13 protein-coding genes are annotated in these 17954 nt (G+C 66.8%); 12 read left to right on the top strand and 1 reads right to left on the bottom strand.

Going from position 1 to position 17954, the window contains the following annotated elements; all coding sequences use genetic code 11:
• Positions 1 to 255: 255 nt before the first annotated feature.
• The 7 genes from ftsZ (at position 256) to A5651_RS17865 (ending at position 5323) form a co-directional block, all read left to right on the top strand.
• Complete coding sequence (ftsZ, locus tag A5651_RS17895; protein WP_066983708.1) at positions 256 to 1407, top strand: cell division protein FtsZ; 1152 nt, start codon at positions 256 to 258, stop codon at positions 1405 to 1407.
• 16 nt (positions 1408 to 1423) lie between these two features.
• Positions 1424 to 2131 (top strand): peptidoglycan editing factor PgeF, encoded by a 708-nt coding sequence (gene pgeF, locus A5651_RS17890; RefSeq protein ID WP_066983705.1) that lies wholly within the window; start codon positions 1424 to 1426, stop codon positions 2129 to 2131.
• A 4-nt stretch (positions 2132 to 2135) separates the two neighbouring features.
• Entirely contained in the window at positions 2136 to 2876 is a 741-nt protein-coding gene (locus A5651_RS17885; RefSeq protein WP_066983702.1) for a YggS family pyridoxal phosphate-dependent enzyme, read from the top strand.
• A 54-nt stretch (positions 2877 to 2930) separates the two neighbouring features.
• On the top strand, positions 2931 to 3551 hold the full coding sequence (locus A5651_RS17880) for a cell division protein SepF (RefSeq protein ID WP_066983698.1): 621 nt from the start codon (positions 2931 to 2933) through the stop codon (positions 3549 to 3551).
• Between the two features lie 124 nt (positions 3552 to 3675).
• Positions 3676 to 3966 (top strand): YggT family protein, encoded by a 291-nt coding sequence (locus tag A5651_RS17875; protein ID WP_066983695.1) that lies wholly within the window; start codon positions 3676 to 3678, stop codon positions 3964 to 3966.
• Between the two features lie 191 nt (positions 3967 to 4157).
• On the top strand, positions 4158 to 4976 hold the full coding sequence (locus A5651_RS17870) for a DivIVA domain-containing protein (RefSeq protein ID WP_066983693.1): 819 nt from the start codon (positions 4158 to 4160) through the stop codon (positions 4974 to 4976).
• Between the two features lie 32 nt (positions 4977 to 5008).
• Positions 5009 to 5323: a hypothetical protein gene (locus A5651_RS17865; RefSeq protein ID WP_066983691.1), complete on the top strand. Its 315-nt coding sequence runs from the start codon at positions 5009 to 5011 to the stop codon at positions 5321 to 5323.
• On the opposite strand, the gene A5651_RS17860 is transcribed toward A5651_RS17865, so the two are convergent.
• Positions 5320 to 5997, bottom strand: a complete 678-nt coding sequence (locus A5651_RS17860) for a phosphoribosyltransferase (protein WP_066983689.1) — start codon at positions 5995 to 5997, stop codon at positions 5320 to 5322. The genes A5651_RS17865 and A5651_RS17860 overlap by 4 nt on opposite strands.
• Positions 5998 to 6056: 59 nt before the next feature.
• On the opposite strand from A5651_RS17860, the gene A5651_RS17855 reads away from it, so the two are divergent.
• The 5 genes from A5651_RS17855 (at position 6057) to A5651_RS17835 (ending at position 17851) form a co-directional block, all read left to right on the top strand.
• Complete coding sequence (locus tag A5651_RS17855) at positions 6057 to 7409, top strand: TIGR01777 family oxidoreductase (RefSeq protein ID WP_066983687.1); 1353 nt, start codon at positions 6057 to 6059, stop codon at positions 7407 to 7409.
• A gap of 193 nt (positions 7410 to 7602) precedes the next feature.
• Positions 7603 to 9162: a phospholipase D-like domain-containing protein gene (locus tag A5651_RS17850; protein ID WP_066983685.1), complete on the top strand. Its 1560-nt coding sequence runs from the start codon at positions 7603 to 7605 to the stop codon at positions 9160 to 9162.
• Positions 9163 to 9186: 24 nt separating this feature from the next.
• Entirely contained in the window at positions 9187 to 12498 is a 3312-nt protein-coding gene (locus A5651_RS17845) for a LuxR family transcriptional regulator (RefSeq protein WP_082943828.1), read from the top strand.
• Between the two features lie 174 nt (positions 12499 to 12672).
• Complete coding sequence (locus A5651_RS17840; protein ID WP_369803969.1) at positions 12673 to 14082, top strand: nitrate/nitrite transporter; 1410 nt, start codon at positions 12673 to 12675, stop codon at positions 14080 to 14082.
• A gap of 7 nt (positions 14083 to 14089) precedes the next feature.
• Positions 14090 to 17851 carry a bifunctional nitrate reductase/sulfite reductase flavoprotein subunit alpha gene (locus tag A5651_RS17835; RefSeq protein ID WP_066983843.1) on the top strand — a complete coding sequence of 1254 codons (3762 nt, stop codon included), beginning with the start codon at positions 14090 to 14092 and terminating at the stop codon, positions 17849 to 17851.
• The last annotated feature ends 103 nt before the right edge of the window (positions 17852 to 17954 follow it).

The following is a 17954-nucleotide window of genomic DNA, read 5'->3' as shown; positions in this document are numbered from 1 at the left end:
CCCGACGTGCACGAGATCACGGGAAATTCCCGAAAGTTCCGTCGGCGCGCCTGCATGGATAGTGCTTGACCTCGCCCTACCGTTCTGGTTGCGCGGAACAACTTGACATAACTATGAACCTCTTGTTGAGGTTGAGGGTTTGCTCAAGGGTTCATCGCACCGAAAGATACATCTGGGAGGAAAGGCGACCGCTGATGAGCGCTGGCGCGAAGAAGGTACAGCGATGATGAGCGCTTGCGAGAAGAGGGCCAAGCGATGACCCCGCCGCATAACTACCTCGCCGTCATCAAGGTGGTCGGCATCGGTGGCGGTGGCGTCAACGCCGTCAACCGGATGATCGAGCAGGGCCTCAAGGGCGTCGAGTTCATCGCGATCAACACCGATGCGCAGGCGCTGTTGATGAGCGACGCCGACGTCAAACTCGACGTCGGGCGCGACTCCACCCGCGGACTGGGCGCAGGGGCCGACCCCGAGGTCGGTCGCAAGGCCGCCGAGGATGCCAAGGACGACATCGAGGAACTGCTGCGCGGCGCCGACATGGTGTTCGTCACCGCAGGCGAGGGCGGCGGCACCGGTACCGGCGGCGCGCCCGTGGTGGCGTCGATCGCGCGCAAGCTCGGTGCGCTGACCGTTGGCGTGGTGACCCGGCCGTTCTCCTTCGAGGGCAAGCGGCGGAGCAACCAGGCCGAAAACGGCATCCAGGCGTTGCGCGAAAGCTGCGACACCCTCATCGTCATCCCCAACGACCGGCTGCTGCAGATGGGCGATGCGGCCGTGTCGCTGATGGACGCGTTCCGCAGCGCCGACGAGGTGCTGCTCAACGGCGTGCAGGGCATCACCGACCTCATCACCACCCCCGGCCTGATCAACGTCGACTTCGCCGACGTCAAGGGCATCATGTCCGGCGCAGGCACCGCACTGATGGGCATCGGGTCGGCGCGCGGCGACGGGCGAGCGCTCAAAGCGGCCGAGATCGCCATCAACTCCCCGTTGCTCGAGGCCTCGATGGAGGGTGCGCAGGGCGTGCTGATGTCCATCGCGGGCGGCAGCGACCTCGGGCTGTTCGAGATCAACGAGGCGGCCTCCTTGGTGCAGGACGCTGCGCACGCCGAGGCGAACATCATCTTCGGCACGGTCATCGACGACTCGCTCGGCGACGAAGTACGGGTCACGGTGATCGCGGCGGGCTTCGACGCCTCGGGACCCAGCCGCAAGCCGGTGGTCAGCAGCACGGGGCAGCAGACGATCGCGCCGGCCCAGGCGGGCAAGGTGACGTCGTCGCTGTTCGAGCCTGTCGAGGCCGCCAGCGTGCCGGTGCACACGAACGGGGCAACGGTCAGCATCGGTGGTGACGACGGCGGCATCTCCGATGATGACGTCGACGTGCCGCCCTTCATGCGGCACTGATCGGGGCGCCCGCGGGGTGAGTGTCCGGATTCGGCGCGTAACGACCACCCGGGCCGGAGGTGTCTCGGCGCCGCCATACGACTCGTTCAACCTCGGCGACCACGTCGGTGACGATCCGGCGGCAGTCGCGGCCAACCGCAAGCGGCTGGCGTCGTCGATCGGGCTCGGCGAGGACGCGGTGGTGTGGATGAACCAGGTGCACGGCGATCGGGTGGTACGAGTCGACGCGCCGGTGGGCGCCGCAGTCGACAACACCGACGCTTTGGTGACGACGACACCGAGATTGGCGTTGGCGGTGGTAACCGCCGATTGCGTTCCCGTATTAATGGCCGACGCCCGCGCCGGGGTCGTCGCGGCGGTACATGCCGGCCGAGTCGGTGCACAAAATGGCATCGTCGTGCGCGCCGTCGAAGCGATGTATGAGGCAGGCGCCCACGCCGAGGACCTTTCGGTTCTGCTCGGCCCGGCGGTCAGCGGCCGCAACTACGAAGTGCCCGAGGCCATGGCCCACGAGGTCGAGGCCGCCCTGCCCGGCAGCCGGACCACCACCTCGCGCGGCACCCCGGCCGTGGACCTACGGGCCGGAATCGCCCGGCAGTTAATCGATTTGGGCATCACCGCCATCGACATCGATCCCCGATGCACGGTCGACGACCGCACCCTGTTCAGCCACCGGCGCGACGCCCCGACCGGCAGGCTGGCGTCGGTCGTCTGGATGGAATGACACGGTGGCCACCGCGCGAGAAGTCGAACTGGCCTCTGCGCTGAGTCGCGTGCGCGAACGGCTCGTGCGGGCGGCAGACGCCGCGGGGCGAAATGTCGAAGAGATTCAATTGCTGCCCATTACGAAATTCTTTCCAGCAACCGATGTACTTATTTTGACGCAATTAGATTGTGTGGAATTCGGTGAATCCCGCGAACAGGAAGCGGCCGCGAAATCCGCCGAATGCAATTCACTCGGCCCTGCTTCGCCGATTCGCTGGCACATGGTCGGCCGGATCCAGCGCAACAAGGCGCGCTCGATCGCCACCTGGGCCCACGCCGCGCATTCGGTCGACAGCGCCCGGCTGATCTCCGCACTGGACCGTGCGTGTTGCCGCACGCTCGCCGACGGCTCCCGGTCTGACCCGCTGGCCGTGTACATCCAGATCAGCCTCGACGGCGACGTGGAGCGCGGAGGAGTCGACATCGCGCGCCAGGACCTCGTCGACGAGCTGTGCGCCCAGGCGCACTCGGCCCAGGGCCTGCAGTTCGTCGGCTTGATGGGTATACCGCCGCTGGGCGCCGACCCCGACGAGGCGTTCGCCCGGTTGCAGGCGGAACACCAGCGGGTTCAGCCGGCCTATCCGCAGCGGCTCGGGCTGTCGGCGGGAATGTCTGGCGACCTCGAGGCGGCGGTCAAACACGGTTCGACGTGTGTGCGTGTCGGTACCGCGCTTCTGGGGCAACGTCCTCTAACGTCACCATGAGTAGTCACTCTAGTCACATCTTCATCACAGGCATCACGCAAGAAGGGTCCAGCGATGAGCACACTGCACAAGGTCAAGGCGTACTTCGGCATGGCGCCTATGGACGACTACGAGGATGAGTACTACGACGACGAAGACCGTCCATCGCGGCCCTACCCGCGCCGTGAGCGGTTCGCCGACGACGGCTACAACCGATTCGAGGGCCGCTACGACGACCGTTACGACGATGACGAGATGCCCGGCGGCTACCGCGGCGGCTATCCCGACGAAGGGCGCTTCCATCCGCGCGAATTCGACCGTCCCGCGCCGCGGTTCGCCCCGCTGCGGGGTTCGACCCGGGGTGCGCTGGCGATGGACCCGCGCCGGATGGCGATGCTGTTCGACGAAAGCAGCCCGCTGTCGAAGATCACTACGCTGCGCCCGAAGGACTACAGCGAGGCCCGCACCATCGGCGAGCGCTTCCGCGACGGCACGCCGGTGATCATGGACCTGGTGACCATGGACAACGCCGACGCCAAGCGGCTGGTGGATTTTGCGGCCGGCCTCGCCTTCGCGCTGCGTGGCTCCTTCGACAAGGTGGCCACGAAGGTGTTCTTGCTCTCGCCCGCGGATGTCGACGTCACTCCCGACGACCGCAGGCGCATCGCCGAGACCGGCTTCTACGCCTATCAGTAAGCCGGCCGAGCCGCCGCGACCGGCTGCGCTGCGCGCTGGGCGGGTAGGCTGACGTCAACGCGGCTGCCGCACCGGCCCGCGGCCTGTATCGAACGTCACATCGGCTGTAGTGAGGTCGGCTTAGTTGGCCCTGTTCTTTGAGATTCTGGGTTTCGCGCTGTTCGTTTTCTGGCTGCTGCTCATCGCCCGGGTCGTGGTCGAGTTCATCCGCTCGTTCAGCCGCGACTGGCATCCTAGGGGTGCGACCGTGGTGGTCCTCGAAGCCATCATGACGTTGACAGATCCGCCAGTTAAGCTGCTGCGACGCCTGATTCCGCAGCTCACCATAGGAGCGGTTCGCTTCGACCTGTCGATCATGGTGCTGTTGCTCGTCGCGTTCATCGGCATGCAGCTCGCATTCAGCGCCGCGGCTTAGCCGCATCTTGGCCGCATCACGTCGGCGTTTGCCAGGCGTCGAAATTCGACTAAGAACTTTGAATTTCGTTCTTAATTATTGACCTCCTCTGCAACCGTAGGGTCTGCTGTGACAGGATGGACGCCAGTTACTCCACTGACGCTCTACACTTTGAGATCGATCGACGGTCCACACCATCTAGGGGGCAGACAATGCCGCTCACTCCAGCCGACGTTCACAACGTCGCGTTCAGCAAGCCACCCATCGGCAAGCGCGGCTACAACGAGGACGAGGTCGACGCCTTCCTCGATCTCGTCGAGAACGAGCTGACGCGTCTCATCGAGGAGAATGCCGACCTCCGCCAGCGGGTGACCGAGCTGGACCAGGAGCTGTCGTCTGCCCGCGCAGGCGGTGGCGGACAGTCCACGCAGGCCATCCCGCTGTACCAGCCCGAGCCGGAACCCGAACCCGCGCCGCAGCCGGTGTACGAGGCGCCGGCGCAGGCCGCGGCGCCAGCCGCCCCCAGCGAGGACCAGCACCTCAAGGCCGCCCGCGTGCTCAGCCTGGCCCAGGACACCGCTGACCGGCTGACCTCGACCGCCAAGGCGGAATCGGAGAAGCTGCTGTCGGATGCACGCGCCCAGGCCGACCAGATGGTCAGCGAGGCACGCGCCACCGCGGAGTCCACCGTGGCCGAGGCCCGCCAGCGCGCCGACGCGATGCTCGCCGACGCGCAGACCCGTTCCGAGACCCAGCTGCGCCAGGCGCAGGAGAAGGCCGACGCGTTGCAGGCCGACGCCGAGCGCAAACACTCCGAGATCATGGGCACCATCAACCAGCAGCGCACGGTTCTCGAGGGCCGGCTGGAACAGCTCCGCACCTTCGAACGCGAATACCGCACCCGGCTCAAGACCTATCTCGAGTCTCAGCTCGAGGAACTGGGACAGCGCGGCTCGGCCGCCCCGGTCGACTCGAGCGCCAACAACGACGGCGGTAGCGGATTCAACCAGTTCAGCCGCGGCAACAACTGAGGTTCCCAGCCACGCGGCGAAGGGAGTAACCAATGTTGATCGTTGCGCTGGTGCTCGCCCTCATCGGCCTCGCGGCCTTGGTGACCGCGGTCGTCACCAGCAATGAGCTGATCGCCTGGGTGTGCATCGCCGCCAGCGTCATCGGTGTCGTCCTGCTGATCATCGACGCGCTGCGGGAACGTTCCCGGCGCGACTCCGAGGCTCCGGCACAGCGGTCCGACGAGGAATTCGACGCAGACTATCCCGACGAGCCGGCCGACAGCGGCGCCGAAACCGCTTCGGCCCCAACCGAAACCGTCGACGACTCTACCGACGAGGTCGCCGGGGAGGACCGCAACACACACTAGTGCGTTGGCGTGGCCAGGAGCTCGCGTACCTCCTCGTCGGATACCTGGTGGAAGTCGGCGTACACCTGCCCGACCGCTTCGAACGACGGCGGCATCGTCGCGCACACCACGTCGTCCGCCTCGCGGCCCAGCTGATTGCACGCCGACGCCGCCCCGACGGGGACGGCGACCACGACGCTGGCCGGCGCAGCCGACCGCACCGCTCGCACGGCGGCCAACATGCTTGCGCCGGTGGCGATTCCGTCATCGACGATGATCACCGTCAGCCCCTTCGGGTCGGCGGGCGGCCGGTCACCCCGGTAGGCCGTCTCGCGACGGTGGAGTTCGACCGTCTCGCGGTCGATCGTGGCGCGCAGCGCCTCCTCGGTGATGCCAAGGCTCGTCATCAGGTTGTCGTTGACCACCAGGCCGCCGCCGCTGGCCAGTGCCCCCATCGCGAGCTCTTCCCACTGCGGCACGCCGAGTTTGCGAACCAGGAACACATCCAGTGGCGCCCGAAGCGCCGAGGCGACCTCCCAAGCGACGGGCACTCCGCCGCGGGCCAATCCGAGCACCAGTAGATCGTCTCGGCCGCGATAGGCCGCCAACTCCTCAGCCAGGACTTGGCCGGCTTCGCGGCGGTCCCGGAAGGTTCGTCTCGCGCTGCGTCGCGCGAGCCCACTCCATCCGGCCATTGATGACGTCTTCCCGTTTCGGGGACTCCTTTAGCCTACGACGGGCAATAAGACCACGCATGAGCATCGGATACGAAAGCACCGTGGACCATCCACTGGTCGAGGTCTTCGCGTGGCACACCCGGCCCGGCGCCATGCGCAGGCTCGTTCCTCCGTGGCAGCCGATGACGGTGGTGACCGAAACCGAATCGCTGGCCGACGGCCGCGCAGTACTCGGCCTGCCCGCAGGCCTGCGTTGGGTCGCTCGCCACGACCCGGACGGTTTCGACCCCCCGCACCGGTTCGTCGACGAACTGTCCGCGGCCGGGCTGCGGTCGCTGCCTCCCCGAATCATCGGCCGGTGGCGACACACCCACGAGTTCTACGACGCGCCCGGCGGCGCTACGACGGTGCGCGACCGAGTCGACACCACGATTCCCGGTGCCGCGCTGCGACCCACCTTTGTCTACCGGCACCGCCAGCTCGCCGACGATCTCGCCGCTCATCGCGACGCCGCATCGGCCGGCGCCGGTCCGATGGTCGTCGCCGTCACGGGCGCTTCCGGGCTGGTGGGGTCGGCGCTCACGGCGTTTCTGACCACCGGCGGGCATCGAGTGCTCCGGTTGGTGCGACGCCCCGCCCGCGCCGCCGACGAGCGGCAGTGGCAGCCCGAAGCTCCCGCTGCCGATCTGCTCTCGGGAGTCGACGCCGTCGTCCACCTGGCCGGTGCCTCGATCGCGGGACGATTCACCTCCGGTCACAAGGCCGCGATCCGCGATAGCCGGATCGAGCCGACGCGCGCGTTGGCGCGGGCGGCGACCGATACCGTCGATGGGCCGCGAATCTTCGTCAGCGCATCAGCGATCGGGATCTACGGGCACGACCGCGGCGATGCCCCGCTGAGCGAGGACAGCGTGCGCGGTGACGGCTTCCTCGCCGATGTCGTGTCGGACTGGGAAGACGCGACGCGTCCTGCCGCCGAGGGGGGCCTGCGGGTAGTCACCGTGCGGACGGGAATCGTGCAGGCCGCCGCCGGCGGAACGCTACGGCTGCTGAGACCGCTGTTTCTGGCCGGCTTGGGCGGACGCCTCGGCAGCGGTACCCAATGGCTGTCGTGGATTGGACTCGACGACCTGCTCGATGTGTACTATCGCGCGCTCTACGACAGCCGGCTCACCGGCCCGGTCAACGCCGTCGCGCCGAACCCGGTGCGCAATCTCGACTACACCGCGGCTTTGGCGGAGGTGCTGAACCGACCCGCCGCAGTGCCTGTGCCGTCGATCGGGCCACGAATGTTATTGGGCGGTCAAGGCGCTCGCGAACTGGCCGAGGCCGACCAGCGGGTCGTGCCCGCGAAGCTCAGCGAGTTGGGGCACCGGTTTCGACAGCCCGCGATCGCGGGCACGCTAGCCCATCAGCTGGGGCACGGCTGATGCGCCACAAGCGTTAGGAACCCGCGCACCAGGCCGCGGACGCGGCGGGCTGCGCCGTCTTCGAATTCCTTTGTTGCCGTGCGTAACTCGTCATGGGTGAGGCCGAGGCTCGCGGCCTCACCCATGCGGTGGCGGTCGAAGCGCGCGTCGGCGGTCGCGTTTGGCGGCGATCGCCTGCGGCTATTCGGGTCGGATGCCGGAGATCGCCGAGTGGTTTCTGACCGCGGAGGAGCGAGGCAACCCGTTCACCACGATCCCCGCTTGGTGCGAAGGGAGCCGCGCCGAACCGTTGATCCACGGCGCCACCTACTTCGACCGCTTGGTCGACGAGGTGGAGGCGCTCGGTGAGGGCGACTATTTGTTCTTCACCGACTGGCGGGGTGACCCTGACGAAAAGATGCGGGACGACGGCCCGACGATCCGTGAGTTGTTCTCTGCGGCGGCCGAACGCGGCGTCGTCGTCAAAGGGTTGGTGTGGCGCTCACACCTGGACAAGTTTTCCTACAGCGAGGAGGAGAACCAGCACCTCGGCGAGGCGATCGAGGCGGCGGGCGGCGAGGTGCTGCTCGACCAACGCGTGCGGTTCGGCGGCTCGCACCACCAGAAGATGGTGGTGATCCGCCACCAGGACAGCCCGGAGCGCGACGTCGCCTTCGCCGGCGGAATCGATCTGTGCCATTCCCGCCGCGACGACGAATCCCATCGCGGCGACCGGCAGGCGCAGCAGATGTCCAAGGAGTACGGGAGGTATCCGCCGTGGCACGACGTGCAGCTGCGGCTGCAGGGCCCTGTCGTCGGCGCGCTGGACACTACTTTCCGCGAGCGGTGGAATGATCCCGCGCCGCTGGACATGCTGTCGCCGATCGCGTGGGTGATGGACAAGATCCGCGGTGCGGATCTTTCGCCGGGGCGTCTGCCCGAGCAGCCCGCCGATCCGCCGCCGTGCGGCCCGCATACCGTGCAGGTGCTGCGTACCTATCCGGATGCGCATTTCGAATACGACTTCGCACCGCACGGTGAGCGCAGCATCGCCCGGGGCTATTCGAAAGCGGTGCGCCGCGCCCGGCGGCTGATCTATCTGGAGGACCAGTACCTGTGGTCCAAGCGCGTCGCCGACTTGTTCGCCGAGTCGTTGGCGGACAATCCGGAGCTGCACCTGATCGCCGTGGTGCCGCGGTATCCGGATGTCGACGGCCGGCTGTCCTTGCCGCCCAACCTTGTTGGGAGACAACAGGCTATCGAGGCGTGCCGACGCGCCGATCCCGACCGTGTGCACATCTTCGACGTCGAGAACCACGACGGCACCCCCGTCTACGTGCACGCCAAGGTCTGCGTGATCGACGACATCTGGGCCACGGTCGGCAGTGACAACCTCAACCGCCGCTCGTGGACCCACGACAGCGAACTGTCGTGCGCGGTCTTAGACGACACCGGGGAATTCGCGCGGGACTTACGGCTGCGGCTGATCCGCGAGCACCTCGACAGGGCCGCCGACGGCAGCGACGACGACGGGCTGGTCGACCTGCACACCGCTGTGAAGACGATCGAGGAATCGGCGGGCGCGCTCGACGAATGGCATGAAGGAGGCCGCAGGGGTTCGCGGCCGCCGGGGCGGCTGCGTCCGCACCGCCCGGAAAAACTGGGGTTGTTCACCCGGATCTGGGCGGAGCCCGCGTATCGCGCGTTCTACGACCCCGACGGAAGGTCGTACCGCGACCGGCTCGCCGACCGCAGAAATACGCGCATGCGCTGATGTTTTGACCCTCGCGCGGACCGCATGCTGGCTAGCATGAGCAAACTCGAGTGGAGCGCCTCCGCGGACGTGAGGAGCGACATGACCTCAGCCATGGGACTACCGACAGGCACGGTGACGCTGCTACTTGCTGACGTGGAGGGGTCGACGCGGCTGTGGCAGACCCAGCCCGCGGAGATGACGGCCGCCATCGCCCGGCTGGACGCCACGTTGGCCGAGCTCGTTGCGGCCCATGGGGGAGTGCGCCCCGTCGAGCAGGGAGAGGGCGACAGCTTCGTCGTGGCATTCGCCCGGGCCAGCGATGCGCTCGCGTGCGCGCTGGCACTGCAACGCGCACCGCTTGCGCCGATCCGACTGCGTATCGGAGTGAACACCGGAGAAATCCAGCTGCGCGACGAGGGCAACTACGTCGGCCCGACGATCAACCGCACCGCGCGGCTGCGCGACCTCGGGCACGGTGGCCAGACGTTGTTGTCGGGGGCGACGGAATCGATGGTGCTCGATCATCTGCCCGAGGACGCGTGGCTGACCGACCTCGGCCCGCATGCGCTGCGCGATCTGCCGCGCCCGGAACGCGTTGTCCAGCTGTGCCATCCGGATATCCGCAACGACTTTCCGCCGCTGCGAGCCACCGACCAGGAGGCCGCCCCACGCCTTCCCACGCAGCTGACGCGCTTCGTCGGCCGCGAAAAGCAGATTGCCGAAGTGCGCAAGCTACTGGGCGACAACCGGCTGGTAACACTCACCGGCGCAGGCGGTTCCGGTAAGACGCGGCTGGCCGTTCACACCGCCGCCGAGTGGGGTGACGACGTTCGCTATGTCGATCTGGCCCCGATCACCGACACCGAACTCGTACCCGTCGCGGTGGCGCGTGCACTGGGGCTGCCCGACCAGCCGGGCCGGACGAGGACCGAGTCGGTCGTCCGATTCATCGGCGACACGCGAATGCTGCTGCTGCTGGACAACTGCGAGCACCTGCTCGACGCGAGCGCCGAACTCATCGTCATGCTGCTCGATGCCTGCCCGCGGCTGACCGTGCTGACCACGAGTCGGGAACCAATCGGGGTGGACGGTGAAGTGACGTGGCGGGTGCCCTCGCTGTCGTTGGACGACGAGGCCATCGAGTTGTTCACCGACCGTGCGCGGCGTGTGCGGCCCGACTTCGCCGCGGTAGGCGACGACGCGGCGACCGTCGCCGAGATCTGTTCGCGGCTTGACGGTATGCCGCTTGCCATCGAGCTTGCCGCCGCACGCGTGCGTTCGCTCTCGCTGACCGAGATCCTGGACAGCCTGCACGATCGGTTCCGCCTGCTGACCGGTGGCTCGCGCAGGGCCGTGCGGCGCCAGCAGAGCCTGGAGGCGTCGGTCGACTGGTCGCATGCGTTGCTGACCGAACCCGAACGCATCCTGTTCCGGCGCGTGTCGGCATTCATGGGCGGATTCGATCTCATCGCGGCGCAGCAGGTGTGCAGCGACGACGGGCTGCCCCGGCATCAGATCCTCGACCAGTTGACATTGCTCGTCGACAAATCACTGCTGGTGGCCGAAACCGCAAGCGGGCGAACGCGTTACCGGCTACTTGAAACAGTGCGCCAATACGCGATGGAGAAGCTCGGCGAGTCCGGGGAAGCCGATACGGTGCGTGATCGCCACCGTAATCACTACACATCCATCGCGCTCGAGTTCGACGTTGTGACGCCCGCTGGCTACGAACCACTGCTGGTGCGCGCCGTGGCCGAAATCGACAACCTGCGTGCGGCATTCGCGTGGGACGTGGAGCGCAAAGAATTCACTCAGGCATTGGAGTTGGTGTGCGCACTGTATCCGTTGTGGCTGCTAGGCGGTAGACCGCAAGAGGGTTTGTCATGGTTCGAGGCGGTATTCAGCGAGATCGACGACCTGAACGCCGAGGTGGACGCGGCGACACGCGCACGGGCACTTGCCGACAGCGCGGTGCTTGGGGCCTTTACCGTTGAGACAGCCAGCATCAAGCCGGCCGAAGAAGCGCTCGCCATCGCACGGAACCTCGGCGACCGCGTGCTCCTGGCGCGCGCACTCACGGCATGCGTCGGCGCAGCCACGTTCGACATCCAGGCCTCCGGGCCGTATCTTGCCGAGGCCCTCGAGGTGGCCCGCGCGCTGGGTGACCGCTGGCGCCTGAGCCAGATCTTGGCTTGGCAGTCCCTTTCGGCAAGTGTCATGGGAGACCCGGTAACCTGCGCCGCCGCAGGCGAGGAGGGCTACCCGCTGGCCGATGCCGTTGGAGACCACTTCATCTCACGTATGTGCCGGTATTGGGGCGTCGCGCTGGCGGCTTTCCAACGAGGAGAGGTGTCAACGGGAATAGCGCTGCTGCAGGAGCTTCAGGCGGAGGCAGAGCGTGCGGCGGACCTATTCCATCTACTCCTCGTCGACATCGCTCTGGCACATGCATTTACCGTGAAGGGTCGGTATAGCGAAGCCCGTGCTTGCGCGCAGGAGGGTGTCCAAAGAGCCGTCGAACTCGGACCCCTTCTTTCGCCGTGGGCCTACGCGCCCCTTGCGCAAGCGGCGTTGCTCGAGGGTGATATTGACGCAGCACGCGGGGCCAATGACGTTATGTCGCAGATAATGACATCCCATCCCGAGTTCGGGATCGCCAACGTCAACGCCACTGTGGAATTGGCATTCGTCCGGGGCGACCTCGATTCCGCGAGGCGCCGCGCCGATGAGGCGGTGTCGATGATGATGGGTTGGCATCGGGCGCGGGCGTTGGTCACGCGCGCACATGTGGCCATCGCCCAGGGCGATCTGGAGCAAGGCGAAAGCGATGCCCTCGATGCGCTGTCCACGGCCAGCGAGGTCCAGGCCTTACAAGTCGCACCCGATGTGGTGGAGATCCTGGCCGAAGTATCCTGTGCCACAGGAAATCATCGCGAGGCGGCACGGTTGGCGGGTGCGGCAGAAGCGATTCGGCAACGGCAGGGCGGCACCGTGCCATTCAGAATTTACGAAAAGGCGTACGCCGCTGCACTGGCTGCGGCCCGCGAAGCCTTGGGCGAGGATGGTTTCAATGCAGCCAAGGCCGAAGGAGCTGCCCTGTCGCTGTCCGAAGCGATTTCCTACGCCATGCGCGGTCGCGGTGAGCGCAAACGGCCGTCGACGGGGTGGGATTCGCTGACGCCGACCGAACTCGACGTGGTCCGCCAGGTCTGCGAGGGACTCGGCAACAAGGACATCGCCGCGCGGTTGTTCATGTCACATCGCACCGTGCAGACCCACCTGACGCACGTCTACGCGAAGCTCGGCATCACCTCTCGGGTGGCGCTGGCCAAGGAGGCGGCCCGGCACACCTGATCGCAACCTGCTGAAACCGGCGGATTGCAGTGGCCTGGGTCACGATTGTTTCGACCGCGTTTCGTCCACCGCGCACGCGCCCACGGCACCCGAGTGAGCGGGTGTTGACGTTCCGGACACGGCTGGGCAATCGATGCGGAATGGGCTGGCAGCAGCCTGCTAACCGTGAAGATTCTGAAGCGCGACCGCAACATCGAGCATTGGGACGCCGAAGACGCCGAGGCGTGGGAGGCGGGAGGCGCCACGATCGCCAAACGCAACCTGCTGTTCTCGATCTTCGCCGAGCACGTCGGCTTCTCGATCTGGTCCATTTGGTCGGTGATGGTGCTGTTCATGCCGCAGGCGATTTACCACGTCGACGCCGCGGGGAAGTTCTATCTGGTGGCCCTGCCCACCCTGATCGGCGCCTTCATGCGCATCCCCTACACGGTCGCACCCGCCAGATTCGGCGGGCGGAACTGGACGATCGTCAGCGCGCTGCTGCTTCTCATCCCGACCCTGTTGACCCTGTGGGTGATGAAGCGGCCGGACTCGTCGTACACCACGTTCATGGTGGTCGCGGCGTTCGCGGGATTGGGCGGCGGCAACTTCGCGTCGTCGATGACGAACATCAACGCGTTCTATCCGCAGCGGCTCAAGGGATGGGCGCTGGGCCTGAATGCAGGCGGCGGCAACATCGGCGTCCCGGTGATCCAGCTGGTCAGCCTGCTGGTGATCGCGACGGTCAGCAACACCGCGCCGGAAATCGTCTGCGTCATCTACCTTGTCCTGATCGCAGCGGCGGCGCTGTGCGTGGCGCTGTTCATGGACAATCTGCGCAACCAGCGGTCCAACCTCGGCGCGATGGCGGAGGCCCTGCGGTTCCGTCACTCCTGGGTGATGAGCTTCCTCTACATCGGCACGTTCGGGTCGTTCATCGGGTTCTCCTTCGCGTTCGGTCAGGTGCTGCAGATCAACTTCCTTGCCGGCGGCGACAATCCGGCGCAGGCGGCGCTGCACGCGGCCCAGATCGCGTTCATCGGACCGCTGCTGGGGTCGATAGCCCGCCCGTACGGCGGCAAGCTGGCTGACCGTATCGGCGGCGGCAAGATCACCATGTACACCTTCATCGCGATGATCTTCGCCGCGGGCATCCTGGTCGCCACCGGGATGATCGACGACCGTGCGTCGGCCGCCCCGACCGGCGGTCAAATGGCCAGCTACGTTGTGGGTTTCATCTTGCTGTTCATCCTGTCGGGCATCGGAAACGGCTCCACCTACAAGATGATCCCATCGATCTTCGAGGCGAAGGCCCAAGGCCACGATCAGTGGAGCCGCGACGAGAAGGCCGCGTGGTCACGCAGCATGTCCGGCGCGTTGATCGGCTTCGCGGGCGCCATCGGCGCGCTCGGTGGCGTGTTCATCAACGTGGTGCTGCGCGCTTCCTATGTGGGCCAGGCGAAGTCGGCGACCAACGCCTTCTGGGTGTTCCTCGGCTTCTACGTGGTCTGCGCCTTCGTCACGTGGGCGGTGTTCCTGCGGATGGGTGCCGCGCGCGAACGCGGCGATGAAATCGTCGGGCCGGTTACTGCAGCAGCGGGTTGAGGTGGCGATGACGGTTACCCGGACGGCGTGTTCGTACTGCGGTGTCGGCTGCGGCATCGAAGTCACCACCGGCACGGACTCTGCCGTCATCGCCAAGGTCTCCGGCGACAAGCTGCACCCGGCCAACTTCGGCAGGCTGTGCACCAAAGGAGCCACGCACGCCGAGATAATGGCCGCCGCGGACGGGCGGCTGAAGTCGGCGCTGCTGCGGCCGTCTCGCGATGAGGAGGCGGTGCCGACCCCGGTCGACGACGCGGTCGCCGAGGCCGGCAGGCGGTTGCGCGCGATCGTCGACGAGCACGGCCCGGATTCCGTCGCGCTGTATGTGTCCGGTCAGATGTCCATCGAGGCGCAGTATCTCGCCAACAAGCTGGCCAAGGGTTTCCTGCGCACGGTGCACATCGAATCCAACTCGCGGCTGTGCATGGCCAGCGCGGGCACCGGGTTCAAGCAGTCGCTCGGCGCCGACGGCCCGCCGGGCTCGTATGCCGACTTCGACTGCACCGACCTGTTTTTCGTCATCGGCTCCAACATGGCCGACTGCCATCCGATCCTGTTCCTGCGGATGGCGGAACGGATGAAGGCCGGCGCGAAGCTGATCGTCGTCGATCCTCGGCGCACCACCACGGCCCAGCGCGCCGACCTGTTTCTGCAGATCAAACCCGGCACCGACCTCGCCCTGCTGAACGGGCTGCTGCATCTGCTGGTTGAAAACGGCGACATAGACGACGAATTCATCGCCGAGCACACCGAGGGCTGGGCCGATATGCCGGCGTTTCTAGCCGACTACCCACCGCACCGGGTCGCCCAGATCACCGGCCTTGAAGAAGCCGACATCCGCACCGCGGCGCGCATGATCGCCGAGGCTGGCGAGTGGATGAGCTGTTGGACCATGGGCCTTAACCAGAGCACCCACGGCACGTGGAATACGAACGCGATCTGCAACCTACACTTGGCCACCGGCGCGATCTGCCGTCCGGGCAGCGGGCCGATGTCGCTCACCGGCCAGCCCAACGCGATGGGTGGCCGCGAGATGGGTTACATGGGGCCCGGATTGCCCGGCCAGCGGGCGGTGACCTCAGCCGCCGACCGCGAATTCGTCGAACAGCAGTGGGGCCTGCCCGCCGGCACCATCCGCGACGACGTCGGTCCCGGGACCATCGCGATGTTCGAAAAGTTGGCGGCCGGCGAGATCAAGGCGTGCTGGATCATCTGCACGAATCCCGTTGCCACCGTGGCCAACCGGAAGACCGTCGTCGCCGGGCTCGAGGCGGCCGAGTTGGTCATCACCCAGGACGCCTATGAATCCACCGCGACCAACCGCTACGCCGACATCGTGCTGCCCGCCACGCTGTGGGCCGAATCCGACGCCGTCATGGTCAATTCCGAGCGCAACATCACGCTGCTGCAGGCGTCCGTTCCGCCGCTGGGCCAGGCTCGCCCGGACTGGCAGTTGATCTGTCAGGTGGCCGAGCATCTTGGCTTCGGCGAGCACTTCGACTTCGCTTCCAGCGAGCACGTTTTCGAGGAAATCACCCGGTTCTCCAATCCGCAGACCGGATACGACCTTCGCGGGGTCAGCTATGCGCGGCTGCGGCAGACGCCGTTGCAGTGGCCGTGCCCACCCGACGACGACGCCGATCGGCACCCGATCCGCTACCTCAACGATGGGGTCAGCCAGGAGGTCTTCGTGGACGCCGACGGGCGCCGTCCTCGGCTGGCGTTCGCCACGCCGTCGCGCCGCGCCGTCTTTCACACCCGCCCGCACATGGATCCCCACGAGTTGCCCGACGACGATTTCCCCTTGGTGCTCAACACTGGCCGGCTGCAGCACCAATGGCACACGATGACCAAGACGGGCCGGGTGGCCAAGCTCAACAAGTTGGACCGGGGACCGTTCGTCGAATTGCATCCGGCCGACGCGGCCCTCGCAGGCATTTCCGACGGCCAGCAGGTCGAGCTCACGTCGCGGCGAGGACGCGCGGTGCTGCCCGCCGTGGTCACCGACCGCGTGCGGCAGGGGACGTGTTTCGCGCCGTTCCACTGGAACGACGAGCACGGCGAGTATCTGACCATCAACGCGCTGACCAGCGACGCGGTCGACGCGCAGTCGCTGCAGCCGGAGTTCAAGGTGTGCGCGGTCAGCGCGCGACCGGTGGGGCCCGCACCCACCCGCGCGGCGAGCACCACGGTCGTCGGGGGAGATGGGCCGCTGGTGCTGTGGGCGTCGCAGACCGGCACCGCCGAGGACTTTGCGGCCCGGCTGGCGCGGCGGCTCGGCGACTCGCGGCTGGCCAACATGGACGAGGTGCCGCTGGCGCAACTGGCGGCGGCCCGCGACGTGCTGATCGTCACCAGCACCTTTGGTGACGGCGGCCCACCCGACAACGGCGCGGGTTTCTGGCAGCGCATCGGTGCCCCCGATGCGCCGATGCTCGACGGCCTGCGCTACGCCGTACTCGGCATCGGCGACCGCGCCTACGCCGACTTCTGTGGCTACGCCAAATCCATCGACGGCAGGTTCGCGGCTCTGGGTGCAGAGAAGCTGATCGAACGGGCCGAGTGTGAGGCCTACGACAACGGGCCGATGACGAAGTGGGCCGACGATGTCGCCGCCGCGCTCGGCGTGGTGGCACAACCGGATACCGTCGTCGACGAACCGTTCACCCGCGCGGATCCCCTGCTGGCCAAGCTGTCACGCAATACGGTGTTGACCGCACCGCGATCGGCAAAAGAGGTGCGGCAGTTCGGCTTTGACATCTCCGGCTACGACGTCGAATACTCTGTCGGCGATTCGCTCGGCGTGGTGGCGACCAACAGCCGAACCGTGGTGGATGCCTGGCTGACCGCGACCGGGCTGGAAGGCCACGAAATCGTCGAGGTCGACGGCGCACCGCATACCTTGCACGACGCGCTGGGCCAGTGCTACGACATCTGCCGCGTCACCCCAGATCTGTTGCGGTTCGTCGCCGAGAACTGCAATGACCGCAAGGCCGCCAAGGTGCTGCGCGCGCCGTCGGACAAGTTGAACAAGTGGCTGGTCGGTCGCAACGGACTGGACATCGTCGAGGAATTTAGGGTGTCGGCCGAGCCGCAGCAGTGGCAAGAGGTGCTGGTGCGGTTGACCCCGAGGAGCTATTCGATCTCGTCGAGCCCGCTGGTCAGCCCCCACGAGGTGCAGCTGACGGTGTCCGTGGTGCGCTACCGGGGCCGGCGCGGGGCCGAGCGCGGCGGGGTCTGCTCGACGTATCTGGCCGACCGCGCGGACGCGGCGCCGGTGTTCCTGCAGCGGTCACCGCATTTCCGTCCGCCGAAGGATCCGACCACGCCGATGATCATGGTGGGGCCCGGGACGGGCATCGCGCCGTTCCGCGGCTTCCTGCAGGAGCGTCGCGCGCTCGGCCACACCGGTCGCAACTGGCTGTTTTTCGGTGAGCAGCGCCGCAGCGAAAACTATTACTACCGCGATGATTTCGAAGACATGGTGCACGACGGCTTCCTCGACCGGCTGGATCTGGCGTTCTCCCGCGACCAAGCCAACCGCGTCTACGTCCAGCACAAGATGCTCGACTACGGTGCCGACCTGTGGCGCTGGTTGCAAGACGGCGCTCATTTCTACGTTTGCGGTGACGCCACCCGGATGGCCCGCGACGTCGACGCAACGCTGACCTCCATCATCAAGACCTACGGCAAAATGTCCGAGGAGGACGCGCACCACTACAAGCGGGACTTGGTGGCCGACAAGCGCTATGTCCGCGACGTGTACTAACAGGCCCCGGGTGGACGCGATTTGCATGGGGGTCGTCACAGGGCCGACTTACGACCCTGGCGCAAATCTCGACCATTGCAGTTGGGTTCCCGGGGCGACGAGG

This window comes from Mycobacterium sp. 1274761.0 (assembly GCF_001668615.1).
GTDB lineage: Bacteria > Actinomycetota > Actinomycetes > Mycobacteriales > Mycobacteriaceae > Mycobacterium.
The sequence above is the reverse complement of the archived record's forward strand: the minus strand, read 5'-3'. Positions and strand labels throughout refer to the sequence as shown.

Excerpts from the sequence above, each read along its gene's own strand:
- ftsZ (WP_066983708.1), top strand. The coding sequence starts at position 256 with ATGACCCCGCCGCATAACTACCTCGCCGTCATCAAGGTGGTCGGCATC.
- A5651_RS17880 (WP_066983698.1), top strand. The coding sequence starts at position 2,931 with ATGAGCACACTGCACAAGGTCAAGGCGTACTTCGGCATGGCGCCTATG.
- A5651_RS17870 (WP_066983693.1), top strand. The coding sequence starts at position 4,158 with ATGCCGCTCACTCCAGCCGACGTTCACAACGTCGCGTTCAGCAAGCCA.
- A5651_RS17865 (WP_066983691.1), top strand. The coding sequence starts at position 5,009 with ATGTTGATCGTTGCGCTGGTGCTCGCCCTCATCGGCCTCGCGGCCTTG.
- A5651_RS17860 (WP_066983689.1), bottom strand. The coding sequence starts at position 5,997 with ATGGCCGGATGGAGTGGGCTCGCGCGACGCAGCGCGAGACGAACCTTC.
- A5651_RS17855 (WP_066983687.1), top strand. The coding sequence starts at position 6,057 with ATGAGCATCGGATACGAAAGCACCGTGGACCATCCACTGGTCGAGGTC.
- A5651_RS17850 (WP_066983685.1), top strand. The coding sequence starts at position 7,603 with ATGCCGGAGATCGCCGAGTGGTTTCTGACCGCGGAGGAGCGAGGCAAC.
- A5651_RS17845 (WP_082943828.1), top strand. The coding sequence starts at position 9,187 with ATGCTGGCTAGCATGAGCAAACTCGAGTGGAGCGCCTCCGCGGACGTG.
- A5651_RS17835 (WP_066983843.1), top strand. The coding sequence starts at position 14,090 with ATGACGGTTACCCGGACGGCGTGTTCGTACTGCGGTGTCGGCTGCGGC.